The following is a 26982-nucleotide window of genomic DNA, read 5'->3' as shown; positions in this document are numbered from 1 at the left end:
CTCGAGGTGTTCGATGCTCAAAATTGCCCGTGTGCTGCTGCTTGGTCTGCTGCTCATTTTCTGGTTCCTGTTCGGCCTGCTGCTATGTCTGGTTCGTCCGCGCCATCCCAACAACGTCTATGTCTTCGCCCGCATGTATCACGCGGTCTGCCCGCTGATCGGGCTGCGAGTCAAGGTGACGGTGGCCGACGAGGTCAAATCGGTCGGCCCGGCGGTCTACGTCTGCAACCACCAGAGCAACTTCGACATCTTCACCGTGACCGGTGCGGTGCAGCCTGGCGTGGTGGCGGTGGGCAAGAAGAGCCTGCTTTGGCTGCCGCTGTTCGGCCTTATCTTCTGGCTCTCCGGCAACGTGCTGATTGACCGCTCCAACCGCTCCCGTGCCATCGGCACCATAGGTCAGGTGGTGGATCGCATCAAGAACCGTGGCACCTCCATCTGGATGTTCCCGGAAGGGACCCGCTCCCAGGGACGTGGCCTGCTGCCGTTCAAGGCGGGCGCTTTCCATACTGCGGTACAGGCTGAAGTGCCCGTGGTGCCCATCGTCTGCTCCAGCTACTTCGGTCAGGTCGATCTCAATCGTTGGGACAACGGCGAAGTGCTGGTGGAAGTGATGGCGCCGGTCTGCAGCAAGGAGCACGGTGCCAGCGGCATTCGCGATCTCTCCGACACCTGCCGCGCCCGGATGGAGGCCAAGCTGACCGAACTGGACAGCAAGCTGGGCCACAGCCACGCTGCCTGACGGATAGCGCAGACGAATCGACAAGGGAGCCAGAGGCTCCCTTTTTTGTTGGTAAAAATCACCACTAGGTTGGCTATTTTCACCAATAAACGCTTCTTGAATTTCCTCGATAAATTCCCATCTATATGTAAAACAACAATAATTTTTCTTGGCACGGCTCTTGTAATGCAATGGGAAGAGATAGCCATCCATCAACAAGGAGCCAGACCATGAGCGTATTCAGCCGCCTGACCGACGTGATAAATGCCAACCTGCACAGCCTGCTCGACAAGAGTGAAGAGCCGGAGAAGATGCTGCGCCTGATGATCGAAGAGATGGAGCAGGTGCAGGTCGAGATGCGTACCCAGGCCGCCCGCGTGATTGCCGAACAGAAGCAGCTGGAGCGTCACCAGCAGGCGTTGCAGGCGCAGATCCTGGAGTGGTCGGCCAAGGCCGAGCTCGCCATCCAGAAGGGACGTGAGGATCTGGCCCGCGCCGCCCTTACCGAGAAGCTGGCGGAGGTTAAAAAATGTGAACAGCTGGAGCAGGACAAGGCCCGGGTGGCCGAGGTGCTGGCCCAGCTCAGCGCCGACAGCGAGCGGTTGGCAGCCAAGCTGACCGAGGCGCGCGAGAAGCAGAAACTGCTGACCCTGCGCGAGCAGACAGCCCACAGCCGCATTCGTGCCCGCGCCCAGGTGGACAACCAGCGCATGCATGAGCTGATGGCGCGCTTTGATGGTTTTCAGGGCCGGGTCGATCAGCTGGAAGCCCAGTTGGAGGCGGCCACCTTGGGGCAGAATCCCTCGCTGGAGGCCCAGTTCCGCGAGCTGGAGCTCAATGACGAGATCGAGCGCGAGCTGGCTCGCCTCAAAGGCCAGAAGGCGGAGGCGTAATCATGAGCCCCTGGCCCAAGGATCTGGTGCATCGCAAGCTGACCGGGGTCTGCGCCGGTATTGCCAGGCGGTTGGGGGTCTCCAGAGTCACGGTGCGGGTGGTGGCACTGCTCGCCCTGATCCTGATGCCGCCGCTGGCACTGGCCGCCTATCTGCTGGCGGTGCTGGTGATGCCGCCCCGTTATGAATTGAAGCGCTGGCTGGATTGACCGAAGGGTTGATCAGCCGGCAGACAAGGTACTGATAAGGAGCAAGTTATGCTGGAATTTTTCATATTGCTGGTGGTGCTGCTGGTCATGGCACTGACCGGTTTTACCCTGGTAGCCATGTTGCTGGTGAGCGGCCTGTTCGTGCTGCTTGGGGCGCTGGGCGGCATGCTTGCTCTGATCATCAAGCTGGCCCCCTGGTTGCTGCTGGTGCTGGCGGTTTGCTGGTTGATCAGCAACCGCAGCAAGCGTTCCAATACCTATCTCTAACCAGCCTGAGGTTGTGCAAGACGTTGTGTGATGCTCCCTGATTTCCCCTTTCCGGCCACTCATCGAGTGGCCTTTTTTTGCCTGTCGTCCTCAAGGCTGGGTGGCTGCGGGTAACCACTGGGGGCTCCAGCTCTGCCAGAGTGCCGGGCTTTTTATCAGCTGTTCCTTGAAGGATTTTGGCTGCTGCTTGAGGCGATATTCGATGCGCAGGGCCGCCCCCTTCTCGCCGACTTCCTGTTGCCACGCCAGCGTCAGTGGCCCCTTGCCGCGCAGGGCGCGAGCGCCCTTGCCACTCTGGTGCTGGTGCAGACGGCGCAGCGGATCCGTGCTGATCCCTGTATAGAGCAGGCCGGTGGCAGTTCGCACCATATAGACAGACCAGCGGGAAGGGGCGGATGGTTGCGGCGCTGGAGTGGTGGTCGCGGGTTCTCTCATTCAAATTCTCTGTGCCAAACTCAGAGGCAGCTCAAGGAGGTGCGATGAGAGTCTGGTTTTGGTTGTGGTTACTGTTGTCGGTCCCGGTTCTGGGGGAGACGATCCGTCTCTACGATTACCATCAGCATCCCCCCTTCAACACCGGAGTGGATGCAGGGCTGAGCCGCGAGCTGGTCAAGTATCTCAATGAAAAGCTGGGGGGTGAACCCAGAATCGAGCTTTGGCTGGTCAATCGCGCCCGACTGGCGCTGGAGATGGCAGATCCCGACTTTGACGGTCTGGTGGTCTGGGTCAATCCCGCCTGGGTGGGGGATCTCCATCGCGAGCGCTATCTCTGGACTTTCCCGGTGATGCGCGACACCAACGAGCTGGTCTCGAACATTGACAACCCGGTCACCTATCGCGGACCCGACTCCCTCAAGGGGTTGATGTTTGGCGGGGTGGAGGGCTACCGCTATCAGGGGATCGATGATGCGGCTGGCCGCGGCGAGCTGGTACGTCAGGATGCCAAGAAGGTGAAGACCAATCTTGAGCTGCTGGTGCGCGGTCGCATCGATGTGACGCTGGTGAGTGGTTCATCGCTGGGCTTTTTCATCGACTCACAGCACTATCAGGGCAAGCTGTTTATCTCGCCCTTCCCCCAATCCAGCTATACCCGCCATATCCTGCTGCCCAAATCCCGTCCCGAGCTGCATGCCACCCTCAACGACATCGCCGAGCAGATGGACAGAGATCCCCGCTGGCACAAGGTGCTGGAGTCCTATCGCGGCACGCCCTGAGGGCGGCGCTTGAGCCGGTGCAGTGGCAACAGGCTCACCAGCAGACCTGCCCAGACAAAGGCGAAACCGACTGCCTTGATGGGGTCCGGCGCCTCACCAAACCAGTAGATGGCGAGCAGGAAGGCGAGGCTGGGCTCGATATATTGCAGCAGCCCCACCGTGCTCATCCGGGTTCTCGCCACCGCGTAAGAACAGCCCCACCGGCAGCAGAGTAGCGGGTGCACTGCCCATCAGCAGCAGCTTGTCGGCCAGATCTCCGTTCACGAATGCCCCTTCCCCGTGCCACGCCAGCGTGCCGATGATGATCAGCGCGACGGGCAGTTGCACCATGGCTTCCAGATAGAGGCTGGTGCCGGTGTCGTAGTGGATCTTTTTCTTGATAAGGCCGTAGCAGGCGAAGTTGGCCCCCATGATGAGGGAGAACCAGGGGAGCTGGCCGTAGCAGAAGAGCATGTAGGCGAGACCCGCCAGCGCCAGGGCTACCGCCAGATGCTTTTGCGGGGTGAGCCGTTCTTTGAGGAACAACACAGCGAATACGATATTGAACAGTGGGGTCATAAAGAAGGCGAGGCTGGTGGTCAGCACTTGCCCGGTAGTGAGGCACCAGGTGAACATGCACCAGCTGATGGACATGACGGGGCCCGCCAGCAGAATGAGGCCGAGCTGGCGCGGCTCGCTGCGCAGTTGTGCCCAGGGCACCTTGTGGCCAAGCAGCAAAAACAGGGCCCCCAGCAGCACCACAGACCAGAGCACCCGGTGGGAGATCAGCTCCCACATGTTGACCTCAGGCATGAATTGATAATAGAGCGGCAGCATCCCCCACAGGATGAAGGAGAGGGTCGCGGTACCGGTACCTAGCCAGTTTTTCATTATTGTCCGTTTATTAAATTAAACATTCATGGCGATAGTAGGGGGCTCGCCCTGTTTCCACAAGAGGGAAAACAGGGAAATGCTGGTACTATCAACGTCATGCAGCGAATCGATAAGTTGTTTGAGCAAATCAGGGCCTGCCGTCTGTGCGAGGCTCATCTGCCGCTGGGGCCTCGTCCGGTGATCCGCGGGGCCGAGAGTGCCCGTTTGCTGATCATCGGTCAGGCGCCCGGCACCCGGGTGCATGCCAGCGGTATCCCGTGGGATGACCCCTCCGGTGACAGACTGCGTCAGTGGTTCGGGGTCGATAAGGCCACCTTTTACGACGAATCCCGCATTGCGATTATGCCGATGGGGCTCTGTTATCCCGGCAGGGGAAAATCCGGCGATCTACCGCCGCGCCCAGAATGTGCGCCCACTTGGCACGACAAGGTATTGATGCTGTTGCCTAATATCGAACTGACCCTGCTGATCGGCCAATATTCACAAGCCTACTATCTGCGGGGGGCAGCTAGGGGCTCGCTCACCGACACGGTGCGCAGCTGGGCCGACTATGGCCCCGGCTGGCTGCCGTTGCCGCATCCCTCCCCGCGCAACACCCTCTGGCTCAGGAAGAACCCCTGGTTCGAGCAGGAGATCGTCCCCCATCTGCAGCAAAGGGTCGCCCCGCTTCTGGGGAGACCCTGAGTATTAGAGCGCTGGCTCGGCCAGTGGTTTTGGCTTGCTGCGGGCCATTGCGATGAGCGGCAGGACGATGCAGATACAGCCCAGCAGCAGCGGCAGGCCCGGTTGCTCGTCAAACAGCCACACCCCAATGGCGACGGCCATCAGCAGACCGGTATATTCCGCCGAGGCGATCTTGCTCGCCTCCGCCTTGCGATAGGCCACCACGCACAATCCTGCATAGACCATGATCAGCGCCGAAGAACCGAAGGCGGGCCACCACATCTGCCACTGCCAGTCGCCCCCTTCCCACAATGCCAGCGCCAGAATAAAGGGCATGCTCAGCACGTTGGTGAAAAACAGGGTCTGGGCGATGGGCTGCTTGAGCGGGATCCGCTTGATCAGCAGATTGTTGAGCGCCATCGACAGCGCTACCCCGAGCGCCGCCAGTGCGGCCCAGTTCACTTCAGTCGGGCGCAGCACGATCAGTACCCCGATAAATCCGATGACTGCGGTCAGCACCTTCTGGCGCGAGATCGCTTCTCCTGCCATCCACACCGCCAGCGGCACCATCATCAGGGGGGCGGCATAGAAGAGGGCATTGGCAGTGGCGAGCGGCAAGCGGGTGAGAGCGACCACCATCAGGCAGACGCCGACCGCCCAAATATGGGCCCGCAGCAGGTGCCACTTGATGGCCACCGGCGGGTTGCGGCGCCACGACCAGAGCAGCCAGGGCATCAGCAGAATGGCGGCCGAGAGCTGGCGGAAAAAGACAAACTGGAAGATGGGCTGATCCGGCTCCAGCACCTTGACCAGCGCATCGGAAAAAACTGCCACCATATTGCCCAGCACCAGATAAAGGATGCCGATCCCTACTGCATTCATACCACCTCCCACTTCAGATGAGCGGAGGGTAGCGTGCCGGTTGATATCCAGTAAAATGATAAAAAATGACCACCCATGAGATATTTAGATAATGAAGCTTCCTCCCCTGCGTGCCGTGCAATATTTTGAAGTGGTCGCCCGGCTGCTCAGCTTCTCCCGCGCCGCTCTTGAACTAAACGTCAGCCAGAGTGCGGTCAGCCACCAGATCCGTCTGCTGGAGGATTTTCTGGGGGAGCGCTTGCTGCTGCGTCAGGGGCGGCTGCTCTCGTTGACACCCCAGGGAGAGAGCTACTTCGAGGGGATTGCCGCCGGACTCAGCCAGATTGCCCAAAGCAGCGAACAGTTGCGTGGTGGTGGCGAGATGCGAGTCCGGCTCGCGGTCTACAGCTCGTTTGCGGTGAAGTGGTTGATCCCGCGGTTGGCCGGATTGCGCCAGCTCTATCCCGAGCTGGATTTGAGTCTGGAGATGGTAGCGGAGGATCCCGAGCTCTCCGATCGGGTGGCCGACTGTTTTATCACAGTCTCACCCCATGGGCGGGGCTACTGCCACGACCTTATCTATCAGGAGCGACTCTTTCCGGTCTGCAGCCGCCGTTTGTTGCAGCAGGTGGATGGGGAGTGGCCAGATGCCATCTGGCAACTGCCGCTGCTATCGGTGCAATCCATCTACAAGGCGCGGGGGGAGGATTGGCAGCGCTGGGCCAAGGCGGGTGGCTTGGTGATCCCTGACGAAGCGCGGATGCACCACTTCAGCCATGTGCTGCTGGCGATGGAGGCGGCGGCCTGGGATCAGGGGGTGGCGTTTGTGAATGACTACATGCTGCGGCCAGATGATCCCCAGCTGGTGGCCTTGCCGGTACACCAGCTGGAGACGGGGGATGCCTTCTATTTCACCTGCAAGCGCTCACGGGCCCATGAGCCCGCCATCAACCGGTTACGCCAGTGGCTGATGATGGAGACACGCCAGAGCATGCCGCTCTAGCGTGGTATCAAGCCTTCTTGAACTGGCTTAGGACAAACAGGCTGGTGGCACAGACCACTACTGACGGGCCCGCCGGGGTGTCCTGATACCAGGAGAGGGTCAGTCCGCCGAGTACGGCGAGGCAGCCGATCAGCGCGGCAAAGCCGGCCATCTGCTCCGGCGTCTGGCTGAAACGTCGAGCGGTGGCGGCGGGGATGATCAGCAGGGAGGTGATGATCAGCGCCCCGACAAACTTCATCGCTACGGCGATCACCAGCCCGATCAGCAGCATCAGCACGCAGCGCAGCACATCTACCCTAACCCCTTCTACCCGCGCCAGCTCTTCCGAGATGGTCATGGAGAGCAGGGGATCCCACAGTCGCCACAGGGTGAGCAGTACCAGCGCGCCACCGCCGTAGATCCAGAGCAGATCCATCGGTTGTACCGAGAGCAGGTCGCCAAACAGGTAGGCCATCAGATCCACCCGCACGTTATCCATAAAACTCAAGGTAACCAGACCGAGGGACAGGGCACTGTGAGCCAGAATGCCGAGCAGGGTATCGGTGGCTACCTGCTGGTTGCGACTCATGATCACCAGCAGCATCGCCATGGCAAGGCAGCAGACCACTACCGCCAGGGTGAGATCCACCTGCAGCAGGATGCCCAGCGCAATACCAAACAGGCAGGCATGGGAGAGGGTATCGCCAAAATAGGCCATTTTGCGCCATACCACGAAGCTGCCGAGGGGACCGGCCAGCAGGGCGATGCCGAGACCGGCCGCGAGGGCGTATAACAGAAAGCTGTCCACTTGAATGTCCTGTTGCTTGCGCTATTTGCTGTGAGCGTTGTTGCGAGAGGGCAGGCGGATGACGGGGGCCTGCGGTTCATGATGATGGTGTTCGCCATCGCAGTGGTGGTGGTGGGTATAGACCGCCAGCACCTCCTGCTCCGGTCGCCCGAACAGACGGGCAAATTCGGGGTGGCGGGCCACGCTTTCCGGCTCGCCATGACAGCAGACGTGGCGATTGAGGCAGATCACCTCGTGGGTGCTGGCCATCACCAGATGCAGATCGTGGGAGACCATCAGCACGGCGCAATTAAATTCGGCGGCAAGTTGGCCGATGAGGGCGTAGAGCTCGATCTGGCCGGTGATATCAACCCCTTGCACCGGTTCGTCCAGTACCAGCAGCTCGGGCTTGACCAGCAGGGCGCGAGCCAGCAGCACGCGCTGCATCTCACCGCCGGAGAGCTTCTGCATCCGGTTTTCCAGCAGACCCTCTGCGCCCACCCGGGTCAGCGCTTCATCGATGGAGAGGCGGCTGTTCTTACCCAGTTGCAGGAAGCGGCGCACCGTCAGTGGCAGGGTGGGATCCAGATAGAGGCGCTGGGGCACATAGCCGACTCTCAGATCGCGGCTGCGGGTGATCTTGCCCGAATCCGGTGTGAGCAGACCCAGCACCAGCTTGCTCAGGGTGCTCTTGCCCGCCCCGTTGGGGCCGACTAGCGTGGTGATTTTGCCTTTATTGAGGGTAAAGGAGACCTTGTCGAGCACAGAGCGTCCATCAAACGAGAGAGAGACCTCTTTCAGCTCTACCAGTTGGCTCATGACAACTCCGGGGTTTACAGCCAGTGAGAGTTATAATATAACAAAAAGCGGCTGTTATATTATCACATACTCACCCCCTGACGAGATTCACCAATGAGAATTATTGCGCTTTTCACTGCCCTGCTGGCGGTGAGTTTGCCTGTTCGTGCCATTGAGGTACTGACCACCATCAAGCCCCTTGGCTTCATCGCTGCGGCGATCACTGACGGGGTGAGCGAGCCCAAAGTATTGCTGCCGACCGGTGCCTCTCCCCACGATTTCTCCCTGCGTCCGTCCGATATTCGCAACATCAACAGTGCTGGTCTGGTGGTGTGGGTCGGCCCCGAGCTGGAAGGTTTTATGGCCAAGCCGCTGGCCAACCATCCTCATGCTTTGACCCTGACTCAGGTTGAGGGGATGCCGCTGTTCAACTACGCGACTCAGGATAGTCACGATTCCCATAACCATGATGATCAAGATCATGCCGCCCACGAGCACGGTGACCATGATGAAGGGCATGAGGGACATCATCACGAAGGGGTCGATCCCCATATCTGGCTTGGTCCGACGCAGGCCAAAGTGATTGCCAAGGCGATCGCAAGTGAATTGGGCAAGCTGGATCCGGCCAATCAGGCTCGCTATGACGCCAACCTCGCGGCATTTGATACCAAGGTGGATGCCAAAGACAAGGTGATTGCCGGCCAGATGAAGGCAGTGAATGAGAAGGGGTACTTTGTCTTCCACGAGGCGTATGGCTACTGGGAGCGCCACTACGGCATGAGTTCAAAGGGTCACTTTACCGTCAGCCCGGAGCGTCGCCCGGGAGCAAAAACACTGGTCGAGATCCGCAAGGCGCTGGAGGAGAAGCAGGCAAGCTGCATCTATGCCGAGCCGCAATTCTCACCGGCTGTGATCGAATCGGTGGCACGCAATACTGGCGCCAAGGTGCTGTTGCTGGATGAGGTGGGTGAGCAGGTACCGCTCGGCCCGGATGGTTATCCCCAATTCATGCAGCAACTGGCAGACGCATTCGCCCAGTGTCGCTGATCAGCGGCTGAGCCTCTCATCCGGACGGACTATACTGACCTCCAGCATCTGACATGGAGTGTCCGGTATGAAATGGTTGTTGATCCCGGCCTGTACTCTGGCGCTATGTTGCGCCAACGTGCAGGCTTCGCGTCTTTCCGAATATATTGCCAGTCCGGACCTGCGGGCCAAGCTGCAGGAAGTGTATGGTGGCAGGGCCATCCAGCGGGCCGAGGCATTTTCTCGCTTGCTCACCCCCAGAGCGGGTACAACCGACCAGCAGAAGATCGAGCTGGTGAACAACTACTTCAACAATCTGACCTACAGCGAGGATCCCAAGCTGTGGGGGGATGAGGATTACTGGGCCAATCCGCTGGAGTTCATCGGTGCCCGGGGTGGGGATTGCGAGGATTACAGCATTTCCAAGTACTATACCCTGATGGAGCTGGGGGTGGATGAGAAGAAGCTGCGGCTGGCCTACGTCAAGGCTGTGCGTTACAACCAGTTCCACATGGTGACGCTCTACTTCCCGACACCCAAGGCTGACCCACTGGTGCTCGACAACATCAACAGCCGGATCCTGCCGGGCAGTAAGCGTACCGACCTCATTCCCGTTTACAGTTTCGATGCCAAAAGCATCTGGATCATGAAGTCACGGCGGGAAGGGACGCTGGCGGGGAGTGCCGATCGGTTGGCGCAGTGGACATCTATGAAGACCCGCTTCTCCAGCGAGCAACTGCGCTCTCCCCGTCGTCAGCTATAGCTTGCCCGCCGCCTTCAACTCATCGAAATATTTCGCTGCGCCCGGATGCTGCTCAATACTCAGCACCGGGCCGGTTTTATTGCGTGCCCGGTGAAACATATTGGCGTAGCCATAAGTCTGCTCATTGAACTTGGTCTGCTGGGTCAGCATGGCCTTGGTCAGACGATAGACAGACTCTTCCGGCATGGTGGCATTGGTAACCAGGGTGGCGGCAATGGCAAAGGTGGGAGTTGCCTTCAGATTGCCGGGGTAGATGCGGGCAGGCACCTGACTGCGTTGGTAATATTTGACCCCCTTGAGTAGCTGATCACGGGTGGCCCCATCAATGGGGAGGAAACTGACCGCGCAACGTTTGGCGGTGTCGAGCACAATCCGGTTCGGGTGTCCCATCACCAGTGCAAATGCGTCGATCTGCTTGCTGCAGAGCGCATCCGGCAGGTTGGCCATGCTCTTCAGATCGAGATCCTGCTCTTTCGCTCCCAAGATGTTGAACAGGGTCAGCGCCGTCTGGCGGGTTCCCGAGCTCTTCAACCCCATGTCGATGGGGGCGAGCTTGAGCTGTTCCAGTGAAGTAATATCGCCATCGGCACGGATCACTATGGTGAAGGGCTCGGCATGGGTGGCAAACAGGGCGCGCAGCTCAGGTTGCGGCTGCGTGGCAAAAGGGCCCAAGCCCTGGCTTGCCTGATATAGCCAGTCTGACTGCACCATGGCGTAGGCGGTCTCGCCACTCTTGAGTCGCGTCAGGTTTTCTATTGAACCCGATGAGCTCTGCAGTGTGCACGCAAGTTGCTCGTCGACCTCATGAGCCAGACGGCAAAACTCTTTGGTTATCTGGTGATAAATCCCCTGCTCACCCCCGGTGGTGATAGTGACGGTTTCAGCCATCAGGCCGGGTTGCCACAGCAGGGGCAACAGCATGGCGAGCTTCTTCATGATTGCGCCTCCTTGGCATAACCATCGATACCCCAGGTCCGCAGTTTGTCGATGTCGCGGCACTCTCCCGATTCTGCCAGTAGGGTATAGCCAGCAGCATGCATGGTTTGGGAGAGCAGATTCCAGTAGAGCGGCTAATCGGTCAGCTGACAGCTGATAAAAATGGGATTGAGCGGGTCAAGTTGATTGAAGGTATCCGCATTGAGGGGAATGGCGCTGAAGGCGAGCTCACACCCCTGTTCCTGCAACGCAGCCAATGTGGCTTGGCCGTGGGCGGGAAAGGTGACCACATCCCAGCGCCAATCCAGAGTTTTGCCGCGGCCTTGGCTTAGCAGAGGGGCGATCTCGGACCATTGCGGGTGATTGAGCAGGGAGAGGGGCAGCAAGATCCCCTCTATATGAGAGTGCTGCCACTGTTGCAGGGCGCTCTGGATGGTTGCGAGATCGCTGTCGGCACCGAGGGGCTGACTGGGCAAGAAACGCTGATAGAGGGCGATCTCCCCTTGTGTGGAGACAAATTTTTGCAGTTGCCCGCCTTCCGGCAGTGGGCTCACTCCTTGCAGCGGCTGTGGGGGCGTCAGTGGCAGCTGTTTTCCCAGCTGGGTGATTTTGAGTCGTTGTTGCAGCAGATCCCGTTTGCGTTCGGAAACCAATTGGTTGATGGAAAGTGCCACTTCTTTGAGGTCTTGCAACCAGGGAGTAGGCAGGGTGCTGTTGAACTGGTGTTTGCGGATGCGGATCAGCTGTAGGTTGATCTGCTCCAGGGGCTGCAGCAGGCGTTTGCACACCAGGGAGATGATCAGGGTAAATACGACGAGGCCCGCCAGCAGTGCCAGACCGGTGCGACTGATGGCATTCCACAGATGCTGATAGGCGTAGCCGCTATGCCCCTCAAGGGTCAGAGTGCCCAGCATGCGCCAGCCATCGGTCAACTCTTGCTCAATTTTGACGGGGGGCATGCCGATAACCGAGGGAAGCCAGCCGGGGACATTTTGCTGGGTAGAGTGGAAGACCTTCTGAAACAGCAACTGGCCATCAGGATCGATCAAGGTGACCGAGCTGACGAAGCCGCCATCGAACATGGCATTGACGATGGTCTCGGCCAGCACATTGTCGTCATTGAGCAGGGTTCCTTGCAGCACCAGCCCGAGAGCGGTGATGGCGGTTTCCAGGTTGGCTGACATCTGGTCGAGGATGGATTGGCGGACCGTCGTGACTTCCAGTGCAAACAGCAGCGCTGCACCGATCAGGAACAGGACGACAATTATTCTGATTAACAGTTTTGCTAACGACATATCCACTCCATGGAAAAGTTATCGCAACATTCCAGGTTTCTATTCAGTATCGAATCCGACCCGGTTCTTAAAAATAGGAAAAAATGGTTAAAAAAGACGATCATTTCTGCCCATCCGGGCGGGTTATGCATAAAATGTGAGGTTCATGCAGATTGTGATGAACTATTTGTAACTATTTGTGTCCAACAAACAGTTTTATACGGTTTTGTCACAACTGACATCGCAACTCACACTCTTTAGATCTAAATACAGGATAGCGGATGAAACGTCTCCGTCCCTTGGTAGTACAGGCTGCCAATTGGGAACCACCGGTTCCCCGCAAACACTTTTACGCCATGCTGATGCTGACGGCCATGACCCTGTCAGCAGTGGCATTATTGCCAGCTCCGGGTGACATCCTCGAGCGGCCGCTGCGTCTTGAGTTGCCCATTGATACCGCAGGTACGGCAACCAACGAAAACAACACCGACTTTAACGAAATTCCCGATCACGAACTGGTTGAGCAGAGTGTGCCGGATGACGACATCCCGGTCGACACCACCCCCCAGTGGCAGGATTACCGGGTCCGCAACGGCGAAAACCTGACCGCCATTTTTAACAATCTCGGTCTCTCCACCACCACCCTCTACAAGGTGCTGGACGCGGACAACAAGAACTATCTGGCGCGCCTCAAGCCGGGCCAGAATATCGAGCTGCTGATCGATCAGGACAACATCCTGCAGCAACTCAAAATCCGCCTGAACATCAAGCAGACGCTGGTGATGGCGCGCAGCGATGATGCCTATACCGCCTCCATGATCAATGAGAAGGTTGAGTGGCAACCGCAGCGTTACAACGGCGTGATCAACGGCAGCTTCTATGTCAGTGCCCGCAATGCGGGGATTCCGGCCAACCATATCCAGAAAATTGCCAACCTGTTCCAGTGGCGGATGAATTTCGCCAAGGATCTGCAGAAGGGCGACAAGTTCAAAGTGCTGGTACGCCAGGAGACGGTGGAAGGCAAGAGCACTGGCAACAGCCAGCTGCTGGGTGTGGAAGTGACCAGCCAGGGCAAGACGGTGTCGGCCTGGCTCTCCGATGACGGCAACTATTACGACGGTCAGGGCAACAGTCTGGAGCGCGGATTCCGCCGCTACCCGACCCACAGCCGCTATCGGATCAGCTCCAATTTCAACCCGGCGCGCAAACATCCGGTAACCGGTATGGTGCGTCCTCACGAGGGCACCGACTTTGCGGTGCCGGTGGGCACGCCAGTGCTGGCGACCGGTGATGGTATCGTCCAGAAGGCAACCAGCCACCCGCTGGCGGGCACTTATATCGTCATCAAACATGGCCGTACTCTCTCTACCCGTTATCTGCACCTGAGCAAGCTGCTGGTCAAAACCGGTCAGCGAGTGAAGATGGGCGACAAGATCGGCCTCTCCGGCAATACTGGTCGCTCGACCGGTGCTCACCTGCACTACGAGCTGCGGATCAACAACCGCCCGGTCAATGCCATGACAGCCAAGCTGCCGATGGCTGAACCGCTCAGCGGCAAGGAGCGTCGTCAGTTCCTTGCCAAGGTGAAGAGCTACCGCAAGGAGCTGGCCGCGGGTTGATTCCTGTCGTCACAGCCTGAAATGAAAGGCCCCGCCAGATTGGCGGGGCCTTTTTACATGCGCAGTGAGGTCAGTAACCCTTGTCGAAGTCGATTTTGCCATCCAGTGGCTGGCCATCGATAAAGCGGATGTAGTTGCGCACAAAGATCTGGGCTACATCATCCGGGAAGCTGTAGGCGCTGTTGTGGGGGGTGACGATGAGGTTGGGTTGGCCCCACAGTGGACTGTCGGCGGGCAGCGGCTCCTGCTCGAACACATCCAGCACTGCCATCGCCAGCTTGCCGGTGCGCAGTGCGGTGAGCAGATCGCCCGAGTGTACGGCGCTGCCACGGCCGACGTTGAACAGGATGGCGCCCGGTTTGCAGTGTTCGAAGCGGGCGGCATTGAACAGATGACGGGTATCGCGGGTGGCTGGCAGCACGCTGACGATGACATCTGCCTGCGCCAGCATCTTGTTGAGCGCAGGTAGCTGATAAACCTGATCAAACCCGGCCCGCTCCCGACCGCTGCGGCTGATGCCCAGCACCTTCATGCCAAAATGTTTGCCGGTGTGGGCGATATGCTGGCCAATGCTGCCAGTACCCAGGATCAGCATGGTGCGCCCCTTGAGGCCCTGATAGGGGTGGCTTTGCCACAGTCGCTGTTTCTGCTGCTCCCGATAAAGGGGGATTTGGCGCATCAGGCTGAGCAGATGACCAAAGACATACTCGCTCATCAGCGGGCCGAAGATGCCACGCACATTGGTGAGTTGATAGTCACGGCGACTGTCAGGGTCGAGCAGCACATCGACTCCCGCATAGGTGGACTGGAACCAGCTCAGCTTGTTGGCTTTGGGCAGCAGCGGTTTGGCGCGGGCCGGTTCGGCCATCAGAATATGGGCTTCGCCGATCAGCTTCTCGGCATCGCTCTGGTTATCGGCCCGCAGAATGCGCAGGTGGGGGAGGTTGGCGGCCTTGAGCAGCCGTTCGTAGTGAGCATTATCCTGGCTGAGCAAAAGAAGGGTACGTTGGCTCATACTCTTGTTCCTTATCAGAATTTGCGGCGCAACAAGATGCCGCTCTCGACCCATCTTACCTGACTTCATATCGCAACATAGCCGACCAGGGCGCTTTTTCGTTTTCGCCGCGCCCCTCGTGGGCTACAATCTGCCCCACATTTTGCAAAGGATCCGACTCCAGTGTTTGGTGACAAGTTTTATAAGCGACTGGCCGAGCTACAGCCTTGGCAACAGACCGTCTACACCCTGGCGCTGGCAGAGCGCATGTACCCCAACTATGCCCTGTTCTGTCAGGCTTCCGGCTTTGGCAATGCAGGCGCTTTCCGGCATGCGCTGGATCAGATGTGGGTCTACCTCACCGTCAAGGGATCCCGGGTCAATCTGGGTGCCATTCTCGAAGAGTTCGAGTCTCACATTCCGGACCCCCGCAAGTTTGAATCCTACGGTGCCTATCCGGCGCTGGATGCCTGTGTTGCGCTGGGCTGCGCCTATAACTCGGTGATCTGCCGGGTTGGCGAAGAGGCCAACGATGCCAGTCATGCGTCAGTCGGTACCGTGGCCGGTTTTATCGAGCTGCTGGAAGAGCGGGATCTGACCGAAGAGGAGCTCTACGAGCACGAGTACATGGAAGCCGAGCTGGAGTTCCAGGTCGAGCTGCTCAAGCGGGTTGCTCATGAGCGCGACAGCGATCGTATCCTGGCCATCAGAGTATTCGCCTCTCAGGATGGCGTCTCCAATATCGGGATCAGCCTGGAAGAGTAATCCTCTGCGGCCCCTGATCGAAAAAGCTCCCGTTCGGGAGCTTTTTTTATGCCTGAAATTGTTCAGCAGCTTATGCCTGCTCTTCGGTGAGGGGTCTGACGCTCAGCACCGGGGCTGCGTCGATTTCGTCTGCATTCATCATGGCGGAGATGCGTTGCAGGGAAGAGAGCAGCAGGGTCTGTTCCCACGCTTCCAGCGCCTGAAAACGCTGGATGAAGCGCTCTTGCAGCGGGGTCGGGGCCTGGGCCAGCAGGGCGCGGCCTGCGTCAGTCAGTGTCGCGTGAACCTTGCGCTTGTCGGTATTGCTGCGAACGCGCTGCACCAGTTGACGGCTCTCCAATCGGTCCATGATGGTGGTGGCGGTGGCCTGGCTCATGTTGGTGTGATCGGCCAGCTGACGCATGGAGATCTGTCCCAACTCGTCGATCCCTTTGAGCAGCAAGAGTTGCGGGGAGGTGAGCCCGGCTTCTTTGATCAAGCGCCTGGAGTGCATGTCGATGGCACGAATAATCTGGCGCAGGGCGACCAGCACTTCATCATGTTTTTCCATGGGGTGTGCGTCATTGGAGGGCTATGGAGAGGGGCAAAATTTTCCGCCTAATTCGTCACAAGGTCAATATGGTTTTTGTTGTAATAATTTCTGCTCTAATTAATTTTGTGTTAGGTTGACGGGTATTTCACGGAATTCACCCTGACATTTGAGGAGCGAAATGATGAATGACGAGCTGGATATCAAGTCTCTGGTGGCCGAGTTACGTGTGGTCAGAGTGCGCTATGAACTGCCGGATACCTCGGCTTTTGTGCGCTATCAGCCTGCCTATGATGAAGACCCCAACAACCTCAAGGTGCACCACTATGATGGTGAGTTACCCCTCTCTTGCAGTGAGACAGGTACTTTCAACCTAAAGGAGTTGGTGAATGAATTACGCTACGCCTATGTGCTGGTGCACCTCTTTCCTGACGAAAGTGCCATGAACTTCTATCTGACCGGCCTCGATACCGGCCTGGCCCAGCTGGAGTTCATCGGCGGCTCTTACGACTTCAACCGCCTCTGGATCACCAGCGGTGTCTCCAATTTGGGTGTCCCCATGGCCATCTTCCTTGGCAAGCGTCACGCCGTGAACGGCCAGCCCTCGGTTTCGCTGGTGGATCACCGCGAACAGGCGGCCGGCAAACTGGTCTATCGTGCCATCGGCGGGGCCGGTGATCATGTGGGCGAAGACTTTTTCAACAACGACTAAGGAGGCTGGATGCGAGCAAGCAAAGGGCTATTGAAAGGCCTCAACCCCACCATGGCCATGACGGCCCTCACCGTGATCACCCTGTTTTTGCTGTTTGGCGTTTTTGTTCCCGATACCGCAGCCGCCTGGTTTGTCGGTGCCAAGGATCAGATTATTGCCGGGTTCAAGTGGTACTACATTCTGGTGGTCGCCCTGTTCCTGTTCTTCGCTGTCTACCTGATGTTCAGCCGTTTTGGCAGCATCCGACTGGGTGACGACGACCAGGTACCGGAGTTCGGCTACTTCGCCTGGTTCTCCATGCTCTTTAGCGCGGGCATGGGGATCGGTCTGGTGTTCTGGAGCATCGCCGAGCCGATGAACCATCTGCAGGGCAATCCGTTCATTACCGAAGGGATGACCCCGGAAGCGGCCCAGATCGCCATGCGCCTCACCTTTTTCCATTGGGGCCTGCACCCCTGGGCCATCTATGTGATCGTTGGCTTGTCGCTGGCTTTTTTCAGTTATCGCCGCAAGTTGCCGCTGGCTATTCGCTCCGTGCTTTACCCCATTCTCGGTGAGCGCATCTACGGCTTCTGGGGCCATGCGGCCGATGTGCTGGCGGTGTTCGGCACCGTGTTCGGGGTGGCAACCTCCCTCGGTCTGGGGGTCTCCCAGATGAATACCGGCCTCAACCAGATGTTCGGTATGGCAGTGTCGCAGTCCAACCAGCTCTGGCTGATTGGCGGTATCAGCCTGATCGCCACTCTGTCGGCGGTTTCCGGGGTCGGGCGCGGGGTGAAGATCCTCTCCGAGCTCAATATCTGGTTGAGCGTGTTCGTGCTCGCACTCTTTCTGGTGCTGGGGCCGACCACCTATATCCTCAACGCCTATGTGCAGAACATCGGTGATTACCTGCAGAACATCGTCAAACTGAGCTTCTGGACCAACACCGAGGCCAACGGCACCTCGGCCTGGCAGTCGAGCTGGACGGCGTTTTACTGGGGCTGGTGGATTGCCTGGGCGCCGTTTGTCGGCATGTTTATCGCCCGCATTTCCAAGGGGCGTACTATCCGCGAGTTTGTGCTCGGTGTGCTGCTGGTACCCTCGCTGCTCGGCATGTTCTGGCTCACCGTGTTTGGCGGTACGGCGATGAATCTGGAGCTGTTTGGTGGCGGCGGCGTGGTCGCGGCGGTCAATCAGGATGTGACGCTGGCGCTCTACAAGACGGTCGAGCTGTTGCACTGGGATACCTTCGGCTGGATCGCCAAGGCCGTGTTGACCCTGCTCATCTGCACCTACTTCATCACCTCCAGTGACTCGGGCACGCTGGTCATCACCACCCTGCTCTCCATCGGTGATCAGGAGCCGCCGGTACTGCACCGCGCCATATGGGGTCTGGGGCAGGGGCTGGTTGCCGCTATTCTGCTGGTTTCCGGCGGCCTGGCGGCCTTGCAGGCGGCCAGCATCATAGCCGCGCTGCCCTTCTCGGTGATCATGCTGGCGATGTGCTATTCGCTGATGCTGGGGCTCAAGCAGGAGAGCCAGCGCCAGTTTGAGTATCGCCAGAATCTCAAGCGCCACGATGGCTAATCCCATATGAGCCTGATGGAGCGAATTGGTCCGGCATAACGGCACCAGCAGGGGTTAGCACCCCTTCACATATAAACCTGGATGCAAAACGGCCGCCCTGGCGATGTTCTCCTTGCGGAGCTCATCATCAGAGCGGCCGTCTGTTATGGGGCCGAGGTTACTCCTCGATAAAGGTCCACTCATCCTTGATGCGGCTGATGGCATCGGTGCGCTTTTTGGCGAGCTGCTCCTTGATCTCTTCTCCCTTGTAACCGGCCGCCACTATCTCTTTCACCGGCACCGCTTGGGCGGCAGCCAGCGCTTCGGCCACATAGTCCGGCTCGGCGTAGACCCGCTCCTCGAAACCGGTACGGCCGTGGAAGTCGGCGCGGCAGGCATCCAGCAACTGGGCAAAGCGCTCGGGGCGGCGCCAGGCATCCGCCTTGTCGAACACCTTGAGCAGGGTGGCGGGCTTGAGTTCAAAGGCGATGTGGATGTGGGTGTGCAGATCGCTCACCAGCAGCGCCAGATCCCGGCACTCGTTGGGAACCCGGAACCGCTCGCACAGGGCGCGAATAAGCGGCAGCCCCTTCTGGCCGTGACCGTGATGGCTTGGCCAGAACTCCTTGGGGGTTACTCCCTTGCCAAGGTCGTGGCAGAGGGCGGCAAAGCGCACTGTCAGCTCGGGGGAGATCCGGCACGCCTGCTCCAGCACCATCAGGGTGTGGATGCCGGTGTCGATCTCCGGGTGCCACTTGGCCGGGGCGGGGACGCCGAACAGAGCGTCGATTTCGGGGAAGAGTGCCTTGAGGGCGCCGCACTGGCGCAGCACCTCGATAAAGATCTGCGGGGTCGGCCCCAGCAGCACCTTCTCCAGCTCCTTCCAGACTCGCTCCGGCGTGAGGTGGGCCAGCTCGCCAGCGGCCGTCATCTCGCTCATCAGGGCGAGGGTTTCCGGCGCGATGGTAAAGCCCTGAGCGTGGAAGCGGGCGGCGAAGCGGGCGACCCGTAGGATGCGCAGCGGATCTTCGGCAAAGGCGGGAGATACGTGGCGCAGCAGCCGCTTTTCCAAATCCTCGATGCCACCGTAGGGATCGTGGAGCTGGCCCTGATCATCTTCGGCGATGGCGTTGATGGTGAGATCCCGGCGCAGCAGATCCTGCTCCAGCGTCACATCGGGGGCGGCGTGGCAGACAAAACCGGTGTAGCCCTGACCCTGTTTGCGTTCGGTACGGGCGAGAGCATATTCCTGCTGGGTTTTGGGGTGAAGAAACACGGGAAAGTCGCGACCGACCTGGGTAAAACCCAGCGCCAGCATCTGCTCCACGGTGGCGCCGACCACCAGATGATCCCTGTCGCCCTGCGGCAATCCCAGCAGGCGATCCCGCACTGCGCCCCCAACCAGATAAGTCTGCAAACCGTCTCTCCCGTCATAAATCGTGGGGCCGAGTATATCGTCTTTGTTATCGCTTTGCTGCCTGACCACCACCTGCCCGCAGCGCCAGTCAGCGCGGCTTTGACTTGGCCGTGACGAGGCCTTACGCTGCCGCACCAGATAGCTGGCGCTGTGCTGCGGGATGACTTTATGCCCGCTCAGGCCAGATAAGCCGAAGGAACCGCAGAGCTCCCCTTATATCAACGACATGAGAACAACGTGAATCAATCAACCTTCGCAAGCCGGGTTCTGGAGTGGTACGAGCTTCATGGCCGCAAAACCCTGCCCTGGCAGCAGGAGAAGACCCCTTACCGGGTCTGGGTCTCGGAGATCATGCTGCAGCAGACTCAGGTCGCTACAGTCATCCCCTATTACCAGCGTTTTATGGCGCGCTTCCCGGATGTGGTGGCGCTGGCCGATGCCCCTGTCGACGAGGTGCTGCACCACTGGACCGGGCTTGGCTACTACGCCCGGGCCCGCAACCTGCACAAGGCGGCCCAGCAGATCCGCGATCATCACCACGGCCTCTTTCCCGAGCGCTTTGACGAGGTGATGGCGCTGCCGGGGATTGGCCGCTCAACCGCCGGGGCCGTGCTGTCGCTCTCTCTAGGTCAGCCCCACGCCATCCTTGATGGCAACGTGAAGCGGGTGCTTACCCGCTGGCTGGCGCTGCCGGGCTGGCCCGGCCAAAAACAGGTGGAGAACGAGCTGTGGGAGATCGCCATCCGGCTCACCCCCAAGCTGGGAGTGGCGCAATACAATCAGGCAATGATGGATATCGGGGCCACTATCTGCACCCGCAGCAAGCCTGCCTGTGATCGCTGCCCGGTGCGGGCCGATTGCCAGGGGCTGTCGCAAGGCAAGCCTACCGCTTATCCCAACAGCAAGCCCAAGAAGAGCATTCCGGCTCGCGATGGCATCATGCTGTTGATCCGCCATGGTGACGAGTTATTGCTGGAGAAGCGGCCGCCACAGGGGATCTGGGGCGGGCTCTACTGCTTCCCGCAGGTGGCCTCGCTGGCGGAGGTGGATGGTCTGCTGGCATCCCTCGGCCTGAGCCATCACGGTTATCGTGAACTGGCCGGTTTTCGCCATACCTTCAGCCACTTCCATCTCGATATTCAGCCGCTGCTGATTGACATTGATGAGGCGCAGCCGCTGCGGCTCATGGAAGCAGATAACCGACTCTGGTATAACTTACGCCATCCTGCCGAGGTGGGGCTGGCGGCCGCCACGGCCCGTCTCCTCGCCTATCCAGAGTTACAACCATAGAGGTCAACATGAGCCGTACTGTATTTTGCCAACGCCTGAAAAAAGAGGGCCCGGGTCTGGATTTCCAACTCTATCCCGGTGAGCTCGGCAAGCGGATTTTTGACAACATCAGCAAGGAAGCCTGGGCCGAGTGGCAGAAGAAGCAGGTGATGCTGATCAACGAGAAAAAGCTCAACATGATGAATCTTGAGCATCGCCAACTGCTGGAAAAAGAGATGGTCAGCTACCTGTTTGATGCAGGTGAGGTGCAGATCGAAGGTTACACCCCGCCTGCCCAGTAAGCTCTCCGGCTGTTGTACGTGTGAACAGGTGCGGGAATGGCGCCACACTGGCGTGACCGCTCCTGAAGTCGCAGCAAATGAATGATGGGCAGCTCTGCTGCCCGGTTTGAGGATCCTATGGGCCGAATTTTTTGGCTGCTGTGCACCCTGCTGTTTCTCTCTGCCTGCTCATCTTCCCCCAAGCCCAGCGGGAGTGAGGATGACGATCTGGTCAACGGCAAGGACATCCGCGGTTTTGAACACATGATCAGCGCGCTCTCCCATAACGTGAACGAGATATGGGGGCGGGAGGCGCTGTTTGCGGGCAAGTTTGACTACGTCAAATACACGGATCAGTACAAGAGCCGGGCCCACATCGACTTCTCCAGCGGTCACATCATGGTGGAGACGGTCTCGGGCATCGATCCCCGCGCTCACCTGCGCCGCGCCATCATCGAGACTCTGCTGACCCCGGACGATCCGGCGGAAGTGGATCTGTACTCCGACCGGGAAATTTTGACCGGCGGCGAGCCTTTCCTCTACGGTCAGGTGCTGGACAATCAGCGCCAGCCAATCCGCGCCTCCTGGCGCGCCGAGCGTTATGCCGATTACCTGCTCAACACGGCGATGAAGAAGCGCACTCTGGGGATTCGCACCATCTTCTTCGTCGATATTCCCATGGTGGCCAACCATGAAGATCGACGGGGCTACAAGTATGCGGGGATCATCCGGGAAGCGTCGCGCAAATACGGCGTGCCGGAGAGCCTGATCTATGCGGTGATCAAGACCGAGAGCAGCTTCAACCCCTATGCGGTGAGCCATGCCAACGCTTATGGCCTGATGCAGGTGATCCCGGCTACTGCCGGTCGTGACGTCTATGTGCGGGTCAAGGGCAAGAATGGCCAGCCAACCCGGGAGGAGCTGTTCAACCCGGCCTACAACATCGATGTCGGTACCGCCTATCTGCACCTGTTGCAGACCGTCTATCTGGCGGATATTCAGGATCCGCGCTCCCGTCGTTATGCGGTGATCTCCGCCTATAACGGTGGTGCGGGCGGGGTACTCAATACCTTCTCCAGCGATCGCAAGGCGGCGCCGGGCCGGATCAACCGGCTCTCCCCCGAGGCGGTCTATCAGGTGTTGACCGAGCAGCATCCCAAAGAGGAGGCGCGCCGTTACCTCTACAAGGTCAATCAGGCCGAGAAGGGGTTCAAGAGAGCTTTTTCTAGTCGGGCCGGTTAAGCTGTGACGCTGGGTTAACCATGCAAAAGGGCGCTTGATATCAAGCGCCCTTTTAACGTCTGGCCAGTTCGTCGTTGAAGTGGCCTTATTTGGCGATAAAGCCGCCCTTGGTCTGCGGGGCCGCGCCCACTTTCTCCAGGGTTTTCACTTCCACTTCGGTTTTGTTCCAGCTGTGGTCCACTTCACCACGGATGCGGATCTGATCATCCGGGCCCACTTCGGTGCCGCGCCACACATCCTGATCCACTTCGACCTCCACCTCACCGCTGGCATCACGGAACAGATAATTCTCGCCGCCCAGGTGCTTGACCAGTTTCCCTTCCAGGGTGGCCCAGCTGTCATCGGCCAGATCTTTCAGTTGAGCAACGGAAACCTTGTTCTGCTCCTGCGGGCCGGTATAGGCCGCCATGGCAAAAGAGGAGACAGACATCAGGGTCAACAGTCCGATTACGCTTGCGCTTGCCTTGTTCATTTCATACTCCTGTCGTTGGTATGAGGGCATTGTGCCGGGGGGGGCGTGAAACAAGCGTGAAAGAAATAGGCTGGTGTGATTGTCTGTTTTGTGAGCGCAATCGATTTCATCGGTGGCGGAACATGTGTGATTTCATCTGGAACTGTAATCTGTCGCCTTCACCAGAAGTCAGTGGCAGCAGACTCTTCCCATGCCTGTCGCCACTCGAGGAGAAGTCCGCAGGTCTCACCTGCTTAATCGAAGAGCATAACAATATGAAAAAATGGCTTGTTTGTTTATTGGGGTTAATGGCATTGACCGCGCAAGCGGCAGAGGGACGCCAACCTTTTTCCCGGGTCGTGATGTTTGGTGACAGCCTCTCCGACACCGGCAAGATGTACAAAAAGATGCGGGGGTATCTCCCCTCCAGCCCACCTTACTTCAACGGGCGTTTCAGCAACGGCCCGGTGTGGCTGGAGCAGTTGGGTGACGAGCGTTTCCCCGGTCTGGTCGTGGCCAACGAGGCGGAAGGCGGTGCGACCGCGGTGGCCTATAACCATCTGGGGGCTCTGAACGGCTGGCTCGGTTTCTGGTCCTGGGACCCCAAATATCAGGTGATCAACAACCTCGATTACGAGATCGATCAGTTCCTGAAAAAGGACAAGTTCCGTCCCGATGATCTGGTGGTGATCTGGGTCGGTGCCAACGACTATCTGGCCTATGGCTGGAACACCGAGCGGGATGCGGATCGGGTGATCGATACCATCCGGCTGGCATCCAACCGGTTGGTGCTCAACGGTGCGCAGCAGATCCTGCTGTTCAACATCCCGGATCTGGGGCAGACCCCGTCAGCCCGCAGCATGAAGGTGGTGGAGAAGGTGCGCCATGTGGCCAGCTACCACAACCAGAAGTTGCAGAACCTCACTCGCGAGCTGGCTCCCCTTGGCATCGTGAAGCTGTTCGAAGTGGACAAGCAGTTTGACGAGATGATGCGCGATCCCCAGCAGTTTGGTCTGAGTGACACAGAACACGCTTGCTACGGTGGCGGCTATACGTGGAAGCCATTCTCCGGCAGCGCCGCCGAGGTGGCTGCGACCCCGGCTTTGAGTGTCTCCGAAAGAGTGGCTATTACCGGTAACCCGATCCTGGCGCAGGCGGTGGTGAGCGGGCAAGCAAAAGGGCGAGCCGCAACTCTCAACTGCGATGAGCATATGTTCTGGGATCAGGTGCATCCGACCAGGACGGTGCACAAGGTACTGAGCCAGCGTGTTGCTGACTTTATCGATCAGCACTACGAGTTTGTTCGTCACTGATATCGCTTCGGGCCAGCATGTTGCTGGCCTTTTTTCCCTTTCAGCCCTCATCTGTGCGTCTTTTTGCGTCACATCCAGTTCAAATAACAAACGTTTGTTGCTGTTTTTGTAACGTGGTTGCGTTAGAGTGTTTTTTGTTAATTGATATCAGTGACTTGAAAATAGGCTAACGTTGATATGCTGCGATCGCTTTTGGGTGGTTGCACCTATAAGACGAGGTGATATCAATCAACCTCCTCCTACATAAAGTTGCAGAGGCTCAAACATGAAAAAATCATTGATTACCTTGCTGGTTACCGGCTTGCTGGCTGCCAATGCCCAGGCTGCCGGTCAAGACAACACCTGGTATGGCGGTGCCAAACTGGGTTGGTCCAACTTCTACGGCATTGATGAAAGCAATGCCCTGACCCTTGGCAATGAGACCAACGATGCCTTGGGGGCAGGCGTGTTTGGCGGTTATCAGATCAACCAGAATCTGGGGCTGGAGCTGGGTTACGACTATCTGGGCAATTACAAATACGATGCCACTACGGCGGCAGGCGCTTTCAGTGATGAAGTAAAAGCACAGCTGGCTCAACTGACCCTGAAACTGGGTTTCCCGGTTACCGATAATCTGGATCTGTATGGTCGTGTCGGTGGCGGTTATGGCTGGGCTGATACCAAGAGCGATGTCTACAAAGATGACAGCCGCTTTGTCATGGTCGGTGCACTGGGTGCCGAGTATGCGTTCAATCTCGACTGGGCCGCTCGCCTGGAGTACCAGTACACCACCCCGTATGGCAGCCGCGATGATACCGGTCTGAGAATGGATAACGGCCTGCTCTCACTGGCAGCGGTTTATCGCTTTGGTCAGGTTGCCCCTGTGGCGCCCGCCCCGGCTCCGGAACCTGCTCCTGCACCTGTGATGGTTGAGAAGCAGTTTACCCTGAGCTCCGATGTGCTGTTTGACTTCAACAAGGCGACCCTCAAGCCAGAGGCCAGTCAGGCACTGGATAGCCTCTATAGCCAGATTGAAGAAGCACGACCCAAAGATGGCGTGGCAACCGTAATTGGTCACACCGACCGTATCGGTTCCGATGCCTACAACCAGAAGCTTTCCGAACAGCGTGCCCAGACCGTTGCCAACTATCTGGTTGGTAAAGGGATCCCGGCCGCCAAGATCAATGTGGAAGGGCGTGGTAAATCCTCGCCGGTTACCGGCGACAGCTGCGTCAGCAAGTCCAAGCGTGAGCTGATCGTCTGTCTGGCTCCGGATCGCCGTGTTGATGTGAAAGTCGAAGGTGTCAGCGAGGTGCAGGAGTAATCCTTCACACTGAGCAGAGTTCCACTGGGGCTGGAATGAACAGCCCCTGTCGGAGCAAGAGAGACCAAAAAGCCAGTCAGTTGATCTGACTGGCTTTATACATTGGCATTGCGGTCGGGCAGGGGACAAATCAGGAAGGGAGTGGCATCACCCGGTTGCGCCCCAGCTCCTTGGCCTTGTAGAGCAGCTTGTCGGTACGTTCGACCAGGCTGTCAGCGCTCTCCTGACCGTTGAACTCGCCCACGCCAAACGAGGCTGTGATGTGGTCGATGCGCCGGCCCGATTTGCGATCCAGAATCGACATCCGCTCGATAGCCCGGCGCATGCTCTCTGCCATCTGTCTGGCCAGCGCCAGCGAGCGATGGGGTAACAGCAGGGCAAACTCTTCTCCGCCAATCCGGTAGGCGGTGACCCCCTCTTTGCTGGCATCGCGCAGCCGTTTGCTGAAGGCGCGCAGGACCTGGTCGCCGAGCAGGTGGCCATACTCGTCGTTGAAACTCTTGAAACGATCGATATCAGTCAGGATCAGCGAGAAGGATTGCTGGCTGCGGATCAGCCCCTCCAGCTCCAGATCGAAGGCGCGGCGGTTGAGCAGGCTGGTGAGGGCATCTTCGTTGGCCAGCTTGCGTGTCTCGTTTAGGGCTGCCCGCAGCTCCTTGATCTCTTTCTCCGCATTGCTGAGCTGGTTGCGAAAGTGCATGGTGGACATGCGCACATCCCGCGATTCGCGCACCAGCTCCCGCAGGATCCCCATGGTGTCCTCCAGACTGAGGCCCTCATCGTCGATCTTGCTCAACTTGTCGAAACTCTTGTCGAGCATCTCCTGAAACATGCCGGTATCGGAGATGGCGTCCTGCATGGAGTGGCCTAGCTCGTTGGCCATGGCGGCGAGGCTCAGTTTCATCGCCTCCATCTGCTTCTCGTCCTGAGCGGCCAGATACTGGTGATAGAGGCGCTCGCAGGTCGTGAGCGAGCAGGTTCCCTGCATTTTGACTGCCTGATCAATCGCCTGGTTGAGCTCGGGCATGCTGGCCGAGACATAGTTGTACCACAGGTGGTAATTGTCCGGCGTCGTGGGGATCTGGTACTTGATCATCAAAGGGACCGCCTGTTTGAGATAGGCGGCGGATTGGGCAAATGTGTCCTTACTCATGAGTTCTGTGTCTCATCATGCCAGCGAACTGAAGATAGTATGACAGAGAGATTGGCCAAAAGGCAGCCGATGGATGCCATTCGCCCCCCCCTCCGATATAATGGCACCGTTACCACCTA

The 26982-nt window shown here is 58.6% G+C and carries 28 protein-coding genes and 2 pseudogenes; 18 read left to right on the top strand and 12 right to left on the bottom strand.

All coding sequences use genetic code 11. From position 1 onward, the window contains the following. Positions 1 to 13: 13 nt before the first annotated feature. The 4 genes from ACTG2J_RS18125 (at position 14) to pspG (ending at position 2090) form a co-directional block, all read left to right on the top strand. Positions 14 to 742, top strand: coding sequence for a 1-acylglycerol-3-phosphate O-acyltransferase (locus ACTG2J_RS18125; RefSeq protein ID WP_005335875.1), 729 nt, complete (start codon positions 14 to 16; stop codon positions 740 to 742). Between the two features lie 209 nt (positions 743 to 951). Further along, entirely contained in the window at positions 952 to 1614 is a 663-nt protein-coding gene (gene pspA / locus ACTG2J_RS18120) for a phage shock protein PspA (protein WP_113739863.1), read from the top strand. Positions 1615 to 1616: 2 nt separating this feature from the next. Continuing rightward, entirely contained in the window at positions 1617 to 1823 is a 207-nt protein-coding gene (locus ACTG2J_RS18115; RefSeq protein WP_005335873.1) for a PspC domain-containing protein, read from the top strand. Between the two features lie 48 nt (positions 1824 to 1871). Next, entirely contained in the window at positions 1872 to 2090 is a 219-nt protein-coding gene (gene pspG / locus ACTG2J_RS18110) for an envelope stress response protein PspG (RefSeq protein WP_005335871.1), read from the top strand. 90 nt (positions 2091 to 2180) lie between these two features. On the opposite strand, the gene ACTG2J_RS18105 is transcribed toward pspG, so the two are convergent. After that, on the bottom strand, positions 2181 to 2525 hold the full coding sequence (locus tag ACTG2J_RS18105; protein ID WP_113739862.1) for a GIY-YIG nuclease family protein: 345 nt from the start codon (positions 2523 to 2525) through the stop codon (positions 2181 to 2183). A gap of 44 nt (positions 2526 to 2569) precedes the next feature. Here ACTG2J_RS18105 and ACTG2J_RS18100 point away from each other — a divergent pair, with 44 nt between their 5' ends. Further along, the gene (locus ACTG2J_RS18100; RefSeq protein ID WP_113739861.1) at positions 2570 to 3304 is read left to right on the top strand and encodes a substrate-binding periplasmic protein; all 735 of its coding nucleotides are present in this window, start codon (positions 2570 to 2572) and stop codon (positions 3302 to 3304) included. Here ACTG2J_RS18100 and rarD read toward each other — a convergent pair. Further along, positions 3286 to 4174 (bottom strand): annotated as a pseudogene (rarD, locus tag ACTG2J_RS18095) (EamA family transporter RarD). The gene ACTG2J_RS18100 and the pseudogene rarD sit on opposite strands and share 19 nt — an antisense overlap. Before the next feature lie 99 nt (positions 4175 to 4273). Here rarD and ACTG2J_RS18090 point away from each other — a divergent pair. Then, positions 4274 to 4861 (top strand): uracil-DNA glycosylase family protein, encoded by a 588-nt coding sequence (locus ACTG2J_RS18090; protein WP_113739859.1) that lies wholly within the window; start codon positions 4274 to 4276, stop codon positions 4859 to 4861. 3 nt (positions 4862 to 4864) lie between these two features. Here the strand turns inward: ACTG2J_RS18090 and ACTG2J_RS18085 are convergent, their stop codons facing one another. Beyond that, a complete protein-coding gene (locus tag ACTG2J_RS18085; RefSeq protein ID WP_005335858.1) occupies positions 4865 to 5722 on the bottom strand; it encodes a DMT family transporter in 858 nt (285 codons plus the stop codon). 91 nt (positions 5723 to 5813) lie between these two features. On the opposite strand from ACTG2J_RS18085, the gene ACTG2J_RS18080 reads away from it, so the two are divergent. Beyond that, positions 5814 to 6704 (top strand): LysR substrate-binding domain-containing protein, encoded by an 891-nt coding sequence (locus tag ACTG2J_RS18080; protein WP_113739858.1) that lies wholly within the window; start codon positions 5814 to 5816, stop codon positions 6702 to 6704. Between the two features lie 7 nt (positions 6705 to 6711). Here ACTG2J_RS18080 and znuB read toward each other — a convergent pair whose 3' ends face one another. Both znuB and znuC read right to left on the bottom strand, forming a co-directional pair. After that, positions 6712 to 7491 (bottom strand): zinc ABC transporter permease subunit ZnuB, encoded by a 780-nt coding sequence (gene znuB / locus ACTG2J_RS18075; protein ID WP_043849673.1) that lies wholly within the window; start codon positions 7489 to 7491, stop codon positions 6712 to 6714. A 21-nt stretch (positions 7492 to 7512) separates the two neighbouring features. Next, positions 7513 to 8289, bottom strand: a complete 777-nt coding sequence (gene znuC / locus ACTG2J_RS18070; RefSeq protein ID WP_113739857.1) for a zinc ABC transporter ATP-binding protein ZnuC — start codon at positions 8287 to 8289, stop codon at positions 7513 to 7515. A 93-nt stretch (positions 8290 to 8382) separates the two neighbouring features. On the opposite strand from znuC, the gene znuA reads away from it, so the two are divergent. Together znuA and ACTG2J_RS18060 are read left to right on the top strand one after the other, a co-directional pair. Continuing rightward, positions 8383 to 9315 (top strand): zinc ABC transporter substrate-binding protein ZnuA, encoded by a 933-nt coding sequence (znuA, locus tag ACTG2J_RS18065; RefSeq protein ID WP_113739856.1) that lies wholly within the window; start codon positions 8383 to 8385, stop codon positions 9313 to 9315. A 67-nt stretch (positions 9316 to 9382) separates the two neighbouring features. After that, positions 9383 to 10057: a transglutaminase-like cysteine peptidase gene (locus tag ACTG2J_RS18060; protein WP_005335848.1), complete on the top strand. Its 675-nt coding sequence runs from the start codon at positions 9383 to 9385 to the stop codon at positions 10055 to 10057. Here ACTG2J_RS18060 and ACTG2J_RS18055 read toward each other — a convergent pair. After that, positions 10052 to 10993, bottom strand: a complete 942-nt coding sequence (locus tag ACTG2J_RS18055; protein WP_362786263.1) for a TAXI family TRAP transporter solute-binding subunit — start codon at positions 10991 to 10993, stop codon at positions 10052 to 10054. The two genes, ACTG2J_RS18060 and ACTG2J_RS18055, sit on opposite strands and share 6 nt — an antisense overlap. Next, positions 10990 to 12288, bottom strand: a pseudogene (locus ACTG2J_RS18050) (LapD/MoxY N-terminal periplasmic domain-containing protein). Before ACTG2J_RS18050 ends, ACTG2J_RS18055 begins: the two are co-directional and overlap by 4 nt. A 260-nt stretch (positions 12289 to 12548) precedes the next feature. On the opposite strand from ACTG2J_RS18050, the gene mepM reads away from it, so the two are divergent. After that, complete coding sequence (mepM, locus tag ACTG2J_RS18045; protein ID WP_113739853.1) at positions 12549 to 13886, top strand: murein DD-endopeptidase MepM; 1338 nt, start codon at positions 12549 to 12551, stop codon at positions 13884 to 13886. A 70-nt stretch (positions 13887 to 13956) separates the two neighbouring features. Here the strand turns inward: mepM and ACTG2J_RS18040 are convergent, their stop codons facing one another. Beyond that, positions 13957 to 14901, bottom strand: a complete 945-nt coding sequence (locus ACTG2J_RS18040; protein WP_005363043.1) for a D-2-hydroxyacid dehydrogenase — start codon at positions 14899 to 14901, stop codon at positions 13957 to 13959. Between the two features lie 162 nt (positions 14902 to 15063). Here ACTG2J_RS18040 and ACTG2J_RS18035 point away from each other — a divergent pair, with 162 nt between their 5' ends. Further along, positions 15064 to 15645, top strand: a complete 582-nt coding sequence (locus ACTG2J_RS18035; protein ID WP_005335839.1) for a YjaG family protein — start codon at positions 15064 to 15066, stop codon at positions 15643 to 15645. 70 nt (positions 15646 to 15715) lie between these two features. Here ACTG2J_RS18035 and ACTG2J_RS18030 read toward each other — a convergent pair whose 3' ends face one another. After that, positions 15716 to 16195 carry a MarR family winged helix-turn-helix transcriptional regulator gene (locus ACTG2J_RS18030; protein ID WP_021231719.1) on the bottom strand — a complete coding sequence of 160 codons (480 nt, stop codon included), beginning with the start codon at positions 16193 to 16195 and terminating at the stop codon, positions 15716 to 15718. A gap of 163 nt (positions 16196 to 16358) precedes the next feature. Here ACTG2J_RS18030 and ACTG2J_RS18025 point away from each other — a divergent pair, with 163 nt between their 5' ends. Together ACTG2J_RS18025 and ACTG2J_RS18020 are read left to right on the top strand one after the other, a co-directional pair. Next, positions 16359 to 16886, top strand: coding sequence for a hypothetical protein (locus ACTG2J_RS18025; protein WP_069526903.1), 528 nt, complete (start codon positions 16359 to 16361; stop codon positions 16884 to 16886). Positions 16887 to 16895: 9 nt separating this feature from the next. After that, positions 16896 to 18455, top strand: a complete 1560-nt coding sequence (locus ACTG2J_RS18020; RefSeq protein ID WP_439997752.1) for a BCCT family transporter — start codon at positions 16896 to 16898, stop codon at positions 18453 to 18455. 157 nt (positions 18456 to 18612) lie between these two features. Here ACTG2J_RS18020 and ACTG2J_RS18015 read toward each other — a convergent pair whose 3' ends face one another. Then, positions 18613 to 19851 (bottom strand): multifunctional CCA addition/repair protein, encoded by a 1239-nt coding sequence (locus ACTG2J_RS18015; RefSeq protein WP_113739852.1) that lies wholly within the window; start codon positions 19849 to 19851, stop codon positions 18613 to 18615. A 237-nt stretch (positions 19852 to 20088) separates the two neighbouring features. Here ACTG2J_RS18015 and mutY point away from each other — a divergent pair, with 237 nt between their 5' ends. The 3 genes from mutY to mltC all read left to right on the top strand — a co-directional run bounded on the left by mutY (position 20089) and on the right by mltC (position 22643). Next, the gene (gene mutY, locus ACTG2J_RS18010; protein ID WP_042052456.1) at positions 20089 to 21141 is read left to right on the top strand and encodes an A/G-specific adenine glycosylase; all 1053 of its coding nucleotides are present in this window, start codon (positions 20089 to 20091) and stop codon (positions 21139 to 21141) included. Between the two features lie 8 nt (positions 21142 to 21149). Then, positions 21150 to 21422 (top strand): oxidative damage protection protein, encoded by a 273-nt coding sequence (locus ACTG2J_RS18005; RefSeq protein WP_005335828.1) that lies wholly within the window; start codon positions 21150 to 21152, stop codon positions 21420 to 21422. 117 nt (positions 21423 to 21539) lie between these two features. Further along, entirely contained in the window at positions 21540 to 22643 is a 1104-nt protein-coding gene (gene mltC, locus ACTG2J_RS18000) for a membrane-bound lytic murein transglycosylase MltC (protein ID WP_031227922.1), read from the top strand. An 85-nt stretch (positions 22644 to 22728) separates the two neighbouring features. On the opposite strand, the gene ACTG2J_RS17995 is transcribed toward mltC, so the two are convergent. Next, entirely contained in the window at positions 22729 to 23115 is a 387-nt protein-coding gene (locus tag ACTG2J_RS17995) for a YgiW/YdeI family stress tolerance OB fold protein (RefSeq protein WP_005335826.1), read from the bottom strand. A 254-nt stretch (positions 23116 to 23369) separates the two neighbouring features. Between ACTG2J_RS17995 and ACTG2J_RS17990 the strand changes: the two genes are divergently transcribed. Both ACTG2J_RS17990 and ompA read left to right on the top strand, forming a co-directional pair. After that, a complete protein-coding gene (locus tag ACTG2J_RS17990) occupies positions 23370 to 24407 on the top strand; it encodes an SGNH/GDSL hydrolase family protein (protein WP_113739851.1) in 1038 nt (345 codons plus the stop codon). Between the two features lie 265 nt (positions 24408 to 24672). Then, complete coding sequence (ompA, locus tag ACTG2J_RS17985) at positions 24673 to 25710, top strand: porin OmpA (protein WP_005363030.1); 1038 nt, start codon at positions 24673 to 24675, stop codon at positions 25708 to 25710. 130 nt (positions 25711 to 25840) lie between these two features. Here the strand turns inward: ompA and ACTG2J_RS17980 are convergent, their stop codons facing one another. After that, complete coding sequence (locus tag ACTG2J_RS17980; RefSeq protein WP_005363029.1) at positions 25841 to 26863, bottom strand: GGDEF domain-containing protein; 1023 nt, start codon at positions 26861 to 26863, stop codon at positions 25841 to 25843. Positions 26864 to 26982 lie beyond the last annotated feature (119 nt).

The organism is Aeromonas sp. 6P (assembly GCF_051919525.1).
Lineage (GTDB): Bacteria > Pseudomonadota > Gammaproteobacteria > Enterobacterales > Aeromonadaceae > Aeromonas > Aeromonas veronii.
This window is presented reverse-complemented; position numbering and strand designations above follow the sequence as displayed.